Raw genomic sequence first — 11303 nt, 5'->3', positions numbered from 1 at the left:
GCGGGCGGGGCGGGCGTTCGCGTTCCAGGCCCGGACGCATACGTCGTCCAGGGGCTCTCGCAGGAGCACATGCGCTCGCACGCGGTCGGGGGTGCCGCACGGTCCGGTGCTGTAGACCTCGCAGAGTTCGCAGGTCTGATCCCGGCGCCGGTGGTAACTGCGGGCCCCCCGGGTGCCACAGGCGAAACGGCGGCTGCGGGGGTAGTCGCACACGTCGCACATCTCGCCGTGCCTCCAATGGCGCCTCCGCGCGGCGGATGTTCCGCAGGGGGCCAGCGAGCGGGGGCGCGGTATGTCGACCACTCCGCACGCCTCGCAGGTCTCGCGGTGGCGTTGGTGTCGGATGTACGCGGACGTGGTCCCGCACGGGGCGAGAGCACGGCGGGTGGAGCGGCCGTTGCCGCATACCTCGCAGGACTCGCCCCGGCGGTAGTGGCGCATGTAGGCGGCCGGTGTGCCGCAGCGGGCCGGGATGCTCACCGCGTCCCCGCCGTCGAGTCGGCCGGGGTGACGGCGGGACCGTGGTCGGCCTCGGCCGAGCCGCGGTCCTCAAGAGCCCAGACGATGAGAACCGGGACGATGAACACCGCGGTGAGCACCACGGCGGCGACGATCCACCCGGATCCACCGGTCAGCATCTCGATCATCGCGTGCCTTCCTTCCGACGCTGCTTGAGGCGGCGCTGCCATGCGTTGTAGGCGTCCCGGCACGGTTGGCACGGCTCCTCGCCCCGGCGGCGGTGCCGCTTGTACGCGGCCGGGGTTCCGCACGGCTTCAACGACAGCGCACAGTCCGGGCAGCTCTCGGCCCGGCGGCGGTGCCGGCGCCGGGCCGACGGCGTGCCGCACGGGGCAAGGACACAGGCCGGCAGCCCGGCTCGACGCCGAGCCCGGCGGTATCTCGCGCGTTGCGAGGCGTTGTAGGCGTCCCGGCACGGTTGGCACGGCTCCTCGCCCCGGCGGCGGTGCCGGGAGTACGCGGCCGTGGTGCCGCATGGCGCCAGGGGGCGAGCTCCGGTGCCGACGACCATGCCGAGGCGTTCCATCAGCTCGTCGAGGGGGTCAGCCACCGGCAACCTCCCGGCGCCGGGCCCGGCGGGCCAACAGGAACAGGAGGGAGACCGCCAGGGCGACCGGGAGGACAACGAGGACGATCTCTCCGAGGGCCGCCAGCCACACCAGGGCCCGGGCGTACAGCAGGAGGTCATTCACGGCGGCCGCCGCGGTCTCGGAGGGCCTGGACGGCCTCGGCTGCGGTGAGGTCGCCATCGGCGAAGGCCCGGTCGATGACGTCGATGACATCGTCGACTGCTCGGGCCTCTCTCGACGGTGCGAGAAGAGCGTGGGTCCGGAGCTGTCCGGGAGGCAGGTCGTCGAGGATTTCGTAGTCCTCGGCAGTCAAGCCCGTGTAGGGGTTGATCTCGGACACGGGGTCTCCAGCGGGTTCGGGGTGCCCTGCCGGGCCCGGCCCCGGAGGGGGGAGGGCCAGGGAAGTGGGCCCGGCAGGGCGGTACGGGGCCGGCGTCAACGCCGGCGGGTGATGTGGCCCAGGGCTCCGGCGATGCCGGCCATGCCCACCAGCGCCACACCGGTGAGAGCGCATACGGCGCCGACCACGGCTTGGGCCGTGTCGCTCACCGATCGCGCCCCTCGGTGATGTCGGTGTAGGGCTGTGTCGGTCTCCATCCGGTGAGGTGGATGACCGCGTACAGGGCGATCCCGATGCCCAGCAGTACGGCAGCGGTGATCATCGGGGCCTCCCGAACGTCAGGGCAGTTGCGGCACTCACGGCCGGGAGACCGAGCAGCAGCGCCAGGGCCCAGGCCGGCCCGTCGACGGGGCTGGTCACCACAAGGACCGTGGTTCCGGCAGCGACGACCAGCACGGCCGCCCTCATGACCGCGCCGCCAAGTGCGCCAGCAACGCAGAAGTGGGACGTTGGGTCAGCACCGCGGAGGTGGGGTGAGAGGTTTCGCCGAGGTTGCGGGAGCGGGTCACTGCCTCTCGACACATCGCGTCGTTCGCGGTCGTGAGTTCGTCGACCAGCTCCGCGAGTCGGCGGTTCGCCTGTCGGGTCAGCCACAGACGGACCAACAGGCCCCGGCGGGTCGGCGCGGGGTCGGCCCGCCACTCCTCACCGGCACGCTGGCGCGCGGAGATCCACGCCAGCCGGTACCGCGTGGCCCGCCGGTCGGCCACCGCCGCGGCGGCCCGCAGCTGCTCGATCTCGTGGTGGGCGTCCTCCAGCGCCGTGTTGAGGTCGAGGAGGCGTTCGTCGACGAACCTCGTCAGGGTCTCGTTGGTCGTTGTCAGGGTCGCGTTGACGGCGGCCGCCTGCCTCAGCTGGCTGGACAGAGCCGACCGTGTGCGGAACAACCGCGTGAGCAGGGTCATCAGTGGTCCTCCGGTAGATCGGTCAGCAGCAGCGCCAGGCCCAGGAAGAGGGTGAGGAGGCGGGTCACGAGTGCGCGGAGCTCTCGGCGGTAGAGGAACAGCAGGCCACCGGCGCCGGAGAGGAATGCCAGGAACGAGTACAGGAGCACCAGCGCCTCGATGAGGTCGTTCACGAGGGGGCCTCCCTCGCAGCCAAGGCGGCGGCCGCCGAACGGGCGGCGGCCGCGACCGTTTTCAGGCCCTCGTCCCGGTGGTCCCACGTACGGCCGGCGCTGCTGTCTCCGCGGGGGAGAGCGAGGCAGTAGTACCGCCAGGCGCGATGCGGCCGGTGCTGGCCGATGATCCCGACGAGGGTGTCCTCGCTGACCGTCTCGGCCCCGGCTCGGGTCAGCAGGTGCTCCCATGGCTCCTCGCCCCGCTCGTGGAGGAGGCCCGGCCCCGGCCAGACCGACAGCCCCGCGATGTGTCGGGGACGCCGGCCGTAGCCGATGACCTCGACACGAGTGGTGGAGCTGCTGTGGTACTCACCGGTGAGGATGTGGACCGCCCCGCAGGAGTGGCACACCGCGCGCACGGTCAGCTCGGCGTAGCGGCGGTCGTGGTCGCAGTCGGGGTCGGCGCACCGGTGGGCCTGTTCACCGGTGCGGGTCCGCAGGGCGTCGTCGTCGATCTTCTGTTGGAGGTCCCACGCGGGGCGACGGCAGTCGGGAGCGTGGTCGAAAGAGGTCCAGCCGAGGTAGGCGGAAAGGGCACTCGTCACCGGGTCCCCCCGACGGGGGAGGTGGACATGGCCAGGGTGGTCGCGAGATCCACGAACGTTGCGTCGAGGGGGTCGAGCAGGTGCCGTTGCTCGCTCAGCGAGGCGGCCACGGCGGAATCCTCGGCGGCGGTGTCGCGGTCCCGGGCCCACAGGGTGGCGCCGGTATCGGCGTCCACACCGCTGATGTGCCACACCGTGCCGTCGGTGGTGACCACCTGCGTGGCGGTCCCGGCGTCCGCGCTCATCTCTTCGTAGGCGAACGCGCACCACTCCACGCCGTCGAGCCGTCCTCGGCAGGTGGTGTCGAGGTGGTGGACGCGGGAGACGAGGCCGACTCCGGGGCGGGTGCGGACGCCGACGTCCATGGCGGCCGCGAAGCGCCGGAGAGCGTCGGATGTGCGGAAGTGCAGCCGTACGGTGGGCTCCGCCTCCCCCGCGATGGCCTCGACGGAGTAGGGGGCCGGCGCGGTCCCCCGGTCGGTGACCAGCCGGGCGGCGATCTGCTGGGCCCGGGCCAAGCGATCCTGCGGCGGGGCGGTACGGGCTGCCGGGGTGATCGGGGTGATCGGGAAACTCTGCGATGATGTGGACACGGTCCACTCCTCTTCTTCTCAGGCGTGAGTTGGTGGGGGTGGGCCATCGGGTCCGCTCCGGGGCTGGCGTTTCGGGGCGGGCCCTCCGGCGGTTCAGGAGCCGGTGCGGGCGCGGCGGCCGCCGCGTCCCTGCTTGGGCTTGACGTCGCGCAGGTGCCGAACCGTCGTCTCCGCCTGCATCTGGGAGGCGGCTCCGGGCCGACGGCGGGCCAGTTCACGGTTGGCCGCGATGTCCTCGTCGTCCATGACGATGCTTCGGCCGAAACGCTGGTGCTGGTACCGGCCGATGTTGTCGATCAGGTGCCGCCGTCCGCAGCCCAGGATCTTCGCGGCCTCGTCGAGGTTGTAGTTCCGCTTGATCGTCGTCATGCCGCTCGCCCCCTGCTGCTGATCTTGAGGTCGTCGACGGTGCAGTCCAGCGTCTTGACGAGCCGGTGCAGTAGGCCGGTGCTGGGCTGTGCCCGCCCGGTCTCCACCTGTGAGAGGTGGTTGTGGCTGCATCCGACTGCGGTGGCCAACTCGGCCGTCTTCATGCCCCGACGCAGGCGCAGTTCACGGACACGGGCCCCGACGTGGAGGGGCACCGTCGCAGTGGTCTCGATGGTGGAGATGTCCGCGAGGTCGCACTCCAGGACGGTGGCGAGCGTGCGCAGCATGTCGATGCCGGCGTTGATGTGGTCGCGTTCCACCTGCCCGAGGTGCTGCTCGCTGTAGGAGATACGGCGGGCCAACTCCACGAGCTTCAGACCCTTCCTCAGCCGTCGCTCACGGATGCGCCCTCCGTTGGATCGGATTCGCATGGCGACAGTCCACCACCCGGCCCCCCAGATTGTCTAGGGAATCTCTAGTGATTGTTGGAGAATTACTAGACATTACTCGCCAATCACTATGAGTCACGGACTTTTTTCTAGACATTCACCTCTCGAAGGGCGACGATCGGAGGCATGACACAGTCCCGCGACGCATCTCCTGCCCGGGTGGGCCGCGCCCTCGCCCGGCGCCGCGAGGACCTGGACCTCACCCAGGAGGCCCTGGCCCGGGCAATCGGCATCACTCCCGCCACGGTCTCGGTCACCGAGCGCGGCAAAACCCGCATCCGGCGCAGCAAGCGCTCGGCCTGGGAACGGGCCCTGGGGCTGCGCGCGGGCACCATCACCCGGGCCTACGAGCGGGACGAGGAGTTGGAAGCGGAAACGGAGCGCGCCGCGACCCCCCAGCCCTACGCGGACATGTCCGATCGCCTCGAACGCGCCATCTGGATGATGCAGCAGGTATCCGAAAGTGACCGGAAGGTACTGATCGACATCCTTCGCGAAGGCCGGGGCCAAGTGGGGGGAGAGCGACACACTTCGGCCTAAGAACATCAACTTCGGCCAGTTTTCTGGCCTTTGTCAGTGGCATATCCGTGCACCCCTGGTCACAATGTGGTGGTCAGAGGGGGCAACTCGGATGGCGTACAGCGATGAGCTCGAACAACTGCGCGATCAAATCGAAGCGATTCAACACACCCTGGAGACCGCGCGGCAGGACCGCACCCACCGCCGGGAGCGCTGGTTGACCGTCATAGAAGGCGCCACCGCGGCGGTGGCCGAACAGCATCGAGCGATGGAGGAACGGGCGGAGAGCCGACCGCGCCTGCGGGTGGTGCCGGATCCCGAGGAGCGGGCCCGGCACCACCCACCCCACACCGATGACACGGTCGTGTCGCGGTGGCCGAGGACCCGGAACACTCGTCCGGACCCGTCAGCCCACGGCCCGTAGGACCGGCCGGCGGCCGGCCAGCACCGATTCCACGGTGGCCATGGCGTCATCGTCCGCCTCGGGCAGCAGGTGTCCGTAGACCCGGTTGGTGGTGTCGATGGACTCGTGGCCCAATCTCCGCTGGACATAGGGCAACCCGTGGCCTGCGGAGATCAGGGCCGCGGCATGGGAGTGCCGCAGATCATGCGGGGTCGGGGCCTTGTGGGAGGCGAGCTCACCGGCCTCCTGCGCCTCCTTCACCGCCTTGCGCCACCGCTCGTAGAAGCTGGAGTGGGGCAGGCGTTCCCCGTGATCGTTGGTGAAGATCAGGTCGGACGCCGGCCGGTCGGGGCTCACACCGGCGTCACGGAAGGCTCGCACCACGGAGGGCGAGATGCGCACGAACCGGCGGGACGCCTTGGATTTCGGCGCCCCCAGGTAGTATGTAGCGTCCGGGTGGCGCTTCCAGGCTCGGGCCACCTGGACGCGGGGCTTGGCTCCGTCAAGGTCCAGAACGTGACGCACAGCCAGAGCGGAGATCTCACCCCATCGCAGGCCGGTGCCGTAGGCCACCACGGCCAGGTGCCGGTCTGCGGGGCGGGTCAGTCGACCGATGATCGCCTCGACCTCCTGGGGCGTGCAGAACGTCATGTCCTCGTCCTGCTCCTCGATGCCGTGGTCGTCGGCCCGGGGCAGGCGGGTGAGGGCGCACGGGTTGCGCTCCCGCAAGGGCGGTTCCGCACGAACCGCGTCCCCCAGGATGCTCGCCAGCAGTCCGTGGAGATTGCGTACCGTCTTGGGGCTCATGGGTCGCATCTCCCGGCCCCGCCGCACCTTCGTGCGCTGCATCTTCAGCACCCAGGCCGCGATCGTGTCCGAGTTGAAGTGCTCGGATGAGCGGATGTCGCACTCGCCGAAAGTCGGCAGGATGTAGCGCCTGAGTTCCTTGATCGCCGCAGCGCGATAACGCTCCTCGATGCCGGTACGCAACTCCAGCCGGCGCAGGGCGTAGGCCGCGAACCTCATCTCGGGGGGTACGGAGATGAAGCCCTCGCCGCGCACCCACCCGGCGGGCCACCGGCCGCCGTTCTCCCGCACAGCGTCCGCGAACAGCTGTGCCCCCTGGGCGTCCGTCCCCTCGAACTTCTCGGTCTGCCACTCACCGGCCAACCTCCACTTGACCTGATGGCTGGTCACCTCACCCCGGGTGTTCTTGCGTTCGTACACGTAGACGCCACGGGCGCTCTTGCGTTCGCTCACGTAGACCATGAGCGCAGAGAGTAGCCGCCGACCGGGCGAAGTGTTCCCAAAGTGTTCCCAAGCACTCGCGGCACCCCCCTTCCGAGACTGCTGTTTTCGCAGGTCAGAAGGGAGATGCGCGGGGAGTGCCCGGAGCCGGATTCGAACCGGCACGACCCTGGAGGGCCAGCGAGTTTTAAGCTCGCCGTGTCTGCATTCCACCATCCGGGCACGAATCCCCGGGCCGTGTTGGGCGCCCGCACCCGGGGGTGTGCGCGCTCCGCAGCTTATCCGTCACAGGACTCGCGAACAGCCGCCTCGGAGAACGAGGTTGTCTGATTTTATGGCCAACTGATGACGTGTCAGCACGCCCTTCCAGTCGAGAGGGCGCGGAAGCGATCGTTCCGCTCCGGGACGCCCGGACACAATGACGCGATTTCACCCTGTGCCGGTTCGGCTACCCGCGGGTGACCACTCGGTCGGGTGAAGCCGGGACCGAGAACGTCGGAACCGCGACACGTTCCGCCCGACCGGGGGCATGTCGTGACAGATCCGGGGCGGAATCGATCGGAGCGCCGCCCCCCGGAGAATCCGGGACGGGCGGGGCGGGGCGGCCCGCGCCCGGCACGGGAAAGAGATCGGGACATCCGGAAGCGGGAGACGGCCCCGCCACCCATCCGACAGGCCGGCCGGAAGTGTTCGCCCGCCGGCCGAGAACACCACGGGCTCCGAGGAGGAGGAGGGAGGGAGGAGGCGACGGGTGAACCGCCGGGCCGAGGGCCCGGAAAACGACATCGGGCCGGCGCGCTCCCCCGAGGGGGAACACGCCGGCCCGACGCGATGTCACACCGTCACACGGAGCCCTCCCGCGAGGGGATGGCGAGCGGGGTCAGCGGACCCCGGCGTCCGCCCTGTCCCGCTCGCCGCCCGCGGGACTCTTGGCGTCCCGGGGCGCCGGGGCCCTCTTCCCGGCCTCGGCGCCGGCCGGCGGCCTGGCGGCCTCGGAGAACTCCTCGCGGGGGTTCTCCACGGCGCCCAACGAGACGACCTCGCGCTTGAGGAACAGGCCCAGGGTCCAGTCGGCGAACACCCGGATCTTGCGGTTCCAGGTGGGGACCGCCATGCCGTGGTACGTGCGGTGCATGTACCAGGCCAGTCGGCCGCGCAGCCGGATGGACAGCTTGCCCAGGCGGATCATCGCGACGCCCTTGCGCAGACCCAGGCCGGCCACCGCGCCCTTGTTGGCGTGCTTGTACTGCTGCTGGGGGAAGCCGCGCATGGCACTGATGACGTTGTCGCCGAGGACCTTGGCCTGGCGCAGCGCGTGCTGCGCGTTGGGCGGGCACCAGTCGCCCTCGCCCTTGACCAGGTTGGGCACCTGGGCGTTGTCGCCGGCGGCCCAGATGTGGGAGGTGCCCTTGACCTGGAGGGTCGGGTCCACGTCCACGTGGCCGCGCGGACCCAGCGGCAGGCCGTAACGGGCCAGCACCGGGTTCGGCTTGACGCCGGCGGTCCACACGAGGGTGCCCGCGTCCATCTCCAGGTCGTTGGAGAGGACGACGTGTCCGTCCACGCAGGACTTCAGCGAGGTGCCGAGGTGGATCTCGATGCCGCGCGAGGCCAGGTGCTCACGGCCCCACTCGCCGAGCTTGGGACCGACCTCGGGGAGGATGCGGTCGGCGACGTCCACCAGGACGAACCGCATGTCCTCGCGGGAGATGGAGGGGTAGTACCGGGTGGCGTCGCGCGCCAGGTCCTCCACCTCGCCGATGGTCTCGGCACCGGCGAAGCCGCCGCCGACGAAGACGAAGGTGAGTGCCTTGCGGCGGATCGCCTCGTCCGTGGTGGAGTCGGCCTTGTCCAACTGCTCCAGGACGTGGTTGCGCAGGCCGATGGCCTCCTCGACACCCTTCATGCCGATACCGGTCTCGGCGAGGCCGGGGATCGGGAAGGTGCGGGAGACCGCGCCCAGCGCGACGATCAGATAGTCGAAGGGGACCTCATAGGCGTCACCGACGAGCGGAGCGACCGTGGCGACCTTGCGGTCCTGGTCGATCTCGGTGACACGGCCGGTGAGGACCTCGGCCCGGGGCAGCACCCGGCGCAGCGGCACCACGACGTGCCGGGGGGAAATGCTGCCCGCAGCCGCCTCGGGGAGGAACGGCTGGTAGGTCATGTACGAACGCGGATCGACGACGGTGACGGTCGCCTCGCCGTAACGCATCTTCTTCAGGATGCGGCGGGCGGCGTACAGACCGACATACCCGCCACCCACGACGAGAATTCGGGGACGCTCCGTGGTGCTCATGCTTCGAGTATCCACCCGAAAGGGGAGGGGGGCTCGTGAGGGGCTTCACAAGCTTCTCCGGCACCTCTGTTACACTGCCGGCCCCCTCGGTCGTGATCTTGGAACCGACGCCCGGTTGAGGCATCCGAGGGGCGCGCATTTCGGGTCGCGCGCCCCGTATGACCCCCTGTGTGACCTGCGAAAATATTGTTGCGCGAGCGTGGGCTCCGCCGGAAGCGCGCCCGCTTCACGCTCTCGCAACCCCCGCGTCACGTGGTGATCATCGCGCACCGGGAGGGCCCTTCCGGCCCACCGGAGGGTCGAATGGGGCCCCTCGGGGCCCCACTGCGGCCCCGAACCCCCGGATGGGGGGATTTCCCATGTGAACAACTTCACGAAGTTTCCGGCGGGACATGTCACCCGCTCGTGTCGAGGTCCCCGTGTCGGGCCGCCGGGGGGTCTCGCGGCACCCACCCGCGGGTGGGTGCGCCGCGGATCGCCCACCCCGGCGACCACGGTGAACCCCTCGTGCCCGGCGTGGGATCGGCACCCGACACGAGGTGCGCCGGCCCCCCGGGGGTCCGGCGGGAGCGGGCCGGGGGTCGGGTCGGACCGGCTCCCCGACCCGACCCCCGGCAACGGCCCTCAGTCCAACCGCTCGGTGACCGACCAGGCGATGCCGTCGAGGATGTCGTGCTCGCTGGCGATCACCTCGCGGGCGTCGACCCGCTCCATGACCGTGTCCAGGATCAACGCCCCGACGCCGATCACGTCCACCCGCCCCGGGTGGATGACCGCCTTCTCCGCGCGCTCGGCGTGGGTGGACCCCAACAGCCGGTCGGTCACGGCGCGGACGGTCTCCCGGTCCACGCGGGCGTGGTGGATGGCCGTCGAGTCGTACTCCGGCAGGTCCAGCGCCAGCGCGGCCACCGTGGTGACCGAACCGGCCAGGCCGATCAGGGTCCCCGCCTCCCCCAGCGGCACGACCTCGGCCGCGCGGTCCAGGCCCTCCAGGATGTCCGCCCGCACCGCCTCCCGGTGCGCGGCGTCGACCGGCTCCACCGGCACGCCGTCGCGCACCAGGTGGCGCTCGGTCAGACGCACGCAGCCGATGTCCACGCTGCGGCCCGCCCGCACCGTGCCGCCGAACTCCCCGAACACGAACTCGGTGGAGCCGCCGCCGATGTCCACGACCAGGGCGGGGCCGGGCAGGTCGTCGCGACCCGCCAGTTCCCGGGTGGCGCCGGTGAAGGAGAGGCGGGCCTCCTCGTCACCGGTGATCACCTCCGGCTCGACGCCCAGGATCTCCCGGACGCCCTCGACGAACTCCTCGCGGTTGGAGACGTCCCGGGAGGCGGAGGTGGCCACGAAGCGCAGGGCACCGGCCGCCACGGCGTCGGCGTCCACGCCGTGGTGGGCCAGCGCCCCGGCGTAGAGGCGGCAGGCGGCGAAGGTGCGTTCCAGCGCCTCCGGGGCGAAGCGGCCGGTGCGGTCCACCCCCTGGCCCAACCGGACGATCTCCATCCGGCGGTCCAGGTCGGTGAGGGTGCCGGTGACGGTGTCGATGTCGGCGATCAGCAGGCGGATGGAGTTGGTGCCGCAGTCCACGGCGGCGACCCGGTGGGTGCTCATCGGTCCTCTCGCGTTTCCCCGACCCGCCCGGCGGGTTCGGACTCCCCGGCGGGCTCGTCGGTCCCGTCGGCCTCGGTGGATGCGGTGACTTCGGCTGCCTCGGCGGCATCCGCCCCGGCGGTCGGACGGGCTCCGGCGCTCACGCACGGCCCCTTGCGCCACCACTCGGGCAGCATGGCCAGCGCCTCGTCCCCCAGCGGGTTCACGCCGGGACCGGCGACCAGGGAGTGCCCCACCAGCACGTGCAGGCACTTGACCCGGTCGGGCATCCCGCCGGCGCTGGGAAAGCCCTCCAACACCTCGATGGCGTCCCGGCGGGCCAGGTAGTCCTCGTGGGCGCGGCGGTAGGCGGCGGCCAGGTCGGGATCGGCGGCGAGCCGCTCGTTCATCTCCCGCATCACGCCCTCGGACTCCAGCGTGCCGATCGCGGAGGCCGCCCGGGGACAGGTCAGGTAGTAGGTGGTGGGGAAGGGCGTGCCGTCCTCCAGCCGGGGCGCGGTCTCCACCACGTCCGGGTTGCCGCACGGGCAGCGGTGGGCGATGGCGCGCAGCCCGCGCGGGGGGCGCCCCATCTGCTCGCGGAAGGCCGCGATGTCCGCCTCGGTGGGCGGCTGGGACTCGGTCTGCGGGGGTGGGCTCTGCATGGCCTGTCTCTTATA

16 protein-coding genes, 1 tRNA gene and 1 pseudogene are annotated in these 11303 nt (G+C 71.0%); 2 read left to right on the top strand and 16 right to left on the bottom strand.

Annotated elements, in window-relative coordinates:
• The 11 genes and pseudogenes from FOE67_RS06385 to FOE67_RS06335 form a co-directional block, all read right to left on the bottom strand.
• Window positions 1-480, bottom strand: a pseudogene (locus FOE67_RS06385) (hypothetical protein); the annotation flags it as partial.
• Window positions 477-647, bottom strand: coding sequence for a hypothetical protein (locus FOE67_RS06380; RefSeq protein WP_182661346.1), 171 nt, complete (start codon window positions 645-647; stop codon window positions 477-479). The gene FOE67_RS06380 and the pseudogene FOE67_RS06385, both read right to left, overlap by 4 nt.
• Window positions 644-1069 carry a hypothetical protein gene (locus tag FOE67_RS06375; protein ID WP_182661344.1) on the bottom strand — a complete coding sequence of 142 codons (426 nt, stop codon included), beginning with the start codon at window positions 1067-1069 and terminating at the stop codon, window positions 644-646. The genes FOE67_RS06380 and FOE67_RS06375 overlap by 4 nt, the downstream gene beginning before the upstream one ends.
• Window positions 1062-1211 (bottom strand): hypothetical protein, encoded by a 150-nt coding sequence (locus tag FOE67_RS06370; protein WP_182661342.1) that lies wholly within the window; start codon window positions 1209-1211, stop codon window positions 1062-1064. The genes FOE67_RS06375 and FOE67_RS06370 overlap by 8 nt, the downstream gene beginning before the upstream one ends.
• Window positions 1204-1428 (bottom strand): hypothetical protein, encoded by a 225-nt coding sequence (locus tag FOE67_RS06365; RefSeq protein WP_182661340.1) that lies wholly within the window; start codon window positions 1426-1428, stop codon window positions 1204-1206. Before FOE67_RS06365 ends, FOE67_RS06370 begins: the two co-directional genes overlap by 8 nt.
• A 464-nt stretch (window positions 1429-1892) precedes the next feature.
• Window positions 1893-2393, bottom strand: a complete 501-nt coding sequence (locus FOE67_RS06360) for a hypothetical protein (protein WP_182661338.1) — start codon at window positions 2391-2393, stop codon at window positions 1893-1895.
• Complete coding sequence (locus tag FOE67_RS06355; protein WP_182661336.1) at window positions 2393-2566, bottom strand: hypothetical protein; 174 nt, start codon at window positions 2564-2566, stop codon at window positions 2393-2395. Before FOE67_RS06355 ends, FOE67_RS06360 begins: the two co-directional genes overlap by 1 nt.
• Entirely contained in the window at window positions 2563-3153 is a 591-nt protein-coding gene (locus tag FOE67_RS06350; protein WP_182661334.1) for a hypothetical protein, read from the bottom strand. Before FOE67_RS06350 ends, FOE67_RS06355 begins: the two co-directional genes overlap by 4 nt.
• Window positions 3150-3746, bottom strand: coding sequence for a hypothetical protein (locus FOE67_RS06345; RefSeq protein ID WP_182661332.1), 597 nt, complete (start codon window positions 3744-3746; stop codon window positions 3150-3152). The genes FOE67_RS06350 and FOE67_RS06345 overlap by 4 nt, the downstream gene beginning before the upstream one ends.
• Before the next feature lie 93 nt (window positions 3747-3839).
• Window positions 3840-4115 carry a hypothetical protein gene (locus tag FOE67_RS06340; protein ID WP_182661330.1) on the bottom strand — a complete coding sequence of 92 codons (276 nt, stop codon included), beginning with the start codon at window positions 4113-4115 and terminating at the stop codon, window positions 3840-3842.
• Complete coding sequence (locus FOE67_RS06335; protein ID WP_182661328.1) at window positions 4112-4546, bottom strand: helix-turn-helix domain-containing protein; 435 nt, start codon at window positions 4544-4546, stop codon at window positions 4112-4114. Before FOE67_RS06335 ends, FOE67_RS06340 begins: the two co-directional genes overlap by 4 nt.
• Window positions 4547-4690: 144 nt before the next feature.
• Between FOE67_RS06335 and FOE67_RS06330 the strand changes: the two genes are divergently transcribed.
• The gene (locus FOE67_RS06330) at window positions 4691-5104 is read left to right on the top strand and encodes a helix-turn-helix transcriptional regulator (protein WP_182661326.1); all 414 of its coding nucleotides are present in this window, start codon (window positions 4691-4693) and stop codon (window positions 5102-5104) included.
• A gap of 91 nt (window positions 5105-5195) precedes the next feature.
• On the top strand, window positions 5196-5507 hold the full coding sequence (locus tag FOE67_RS06325; RefSeq protein WP_182661324.1) for a hypothetical protein: 312 nt from the start codon (window positions 5196-5198) through the stop codon (window positions 5505-5507).
• On the opposite strand, the gene FOE67_RS30270 is transcribed toward FOE67_RS06325, so the two are convergent.
• The 5 genes from FOE67_RS30270 to FOE67_RS06300 all read right to left on the bottom strand — a co-directional run bounded on the left by FOE67_RS30270 (window position 5490) and on the right by FOE67_RS06300 (window position 11288).
• Entirely contained in the window at window positions 5490-6746 is a 1257-nt protein-coding gene (locus tag FOE67_RS30270; RefSeq protein ID WP_323384353.1) for a tyrosine-type recombinase/integrase, read from the bottom strand. The two genes, FOE67_RS06325 and FOE67_RS30270, sit on opposite strands and share 18 nt — an antisense overlap.
• Before the next feature lie 126 nt (window positions 6747-6872).
• Window positions 6873-6956 (bottom strand) — tRNA-Leu (locus FOE67_RS06315).
• A 658-nt stretch (window positions 6957-7614) separates the two neighbouring features.
• Window positions 7615-9033, bottom strand: a complete 1419-nt coding sequence (locus FOE67_RS06310; protein ID WP_182661320.1) for an NAD(P)/FAD-dependent oxidoreductase — start codon at window positions 9031-9033, stop codon at window positions 7615-7617.
• A 624-nt stretch (window positions 9034-9657) separates the two neighbouring features.
• Complete coding sequence (locus FOE67_RS06305; protein ID WP_182661318.1) at window positions 9658-10644, bottom strand: Ppx/GppA phosphatase family protein; 987 nt, start codon at window positions 10642-10644, stop codon at window positions 9658-9660.
• Window positions 10641-11288: a DUF501 domain-containing protein gene (locus tag FOE67_RS06300; RefSeq protein ID WP_182661316.1), complete on the bottom strand. Its 648-nt coding sequence runs from the start codon at window positions 11286-11288 to the stop codon at window positions 10641-10643. Before FOE67_RS06300 ends, FOE67_RS06305 begins: the two co-directional genes overlap by 4 nt.
• Window positions 11289-11303: the final 15 nt, after the last annotated feature.

Origin of the sequence: Streptomyces calidiresistens, from assembly GCF_014141525.1 — a bacterium.
Lineage (GTDB): Bacteria > Actinomycetota > Actinomycetes > Streptomycetales > Streptomycetaceae > Streptomyces > Streptomyces calidiresistens.
The sequence above is the reverse complement of the archived record's forward strand: the minus strand, read 5'-3'. Positions and strand labels throughout refer to the sequence as shown.

Coding starts and splice junctions, on each gene's coding strand:
- FOE67_RS06300 (WP_182661316.1), bottom strand. CDS start 11,288: ATGCAGAGCCCACCCCCGCAGACCGAGTCCCAGCCGCCCACCGAGGCG.
- FOE67_RS06325 (WP_182661324.1), top strand. CDS start 5,196: ATGGCGTACAGCGATGAGCTCGAACAACTGCGCGATCAAATCGAAGCG.
- FOE67_RS06330 (WP_182661326.1), top strand. CDS start 4,691: ATGACACAGTCCCGCGACGCATCTCCTGCCCGGGTGGGCCGCGCCCTC.
- FOE67_RS06360 (WP_182661338.1), bottom strand. CDS start 2,393: ATGACCCTGCTCACGCGGTTGTTCCGCACACGGTCGGCTCTGTCCAGC.
- FOE67_RS06380 (WP_182661346.1), bottom strand. CDS start 647: ATGATCGAGATGCTGACCGGTGGATCCGGGTGGATCGTCGCCGCCGTG.
- FOE67_RS06305 (WP_182661318.1), bottom strand. CDS start 10,644: ATGAGCACCCACCGGGTCGCCGCCGTGGACTGCGGCACCAACTCCATC.
- FOE67_RS06340 (WP_182661330.1), bottom strand. CDS start 4,115: ATGACGACGATCAAGCGGAACTACAACCTCGACGAGGCCGCGAAGATC.
- FOE67_RS06335 (WP_182661328.1), bottom strand. CDS start 4,546: ATGCGAATCCGATCCAACGGAGGGCGCATCCGTGAGCGACGGCTGAGG.
- FOE67_RS06310 (WP_182661320.1), bottom strand. CDS start 9,033: ATGAGCACCACGGAGCGTCCCCGAATTCTCGTCGTGGGTGGCGGGTAT.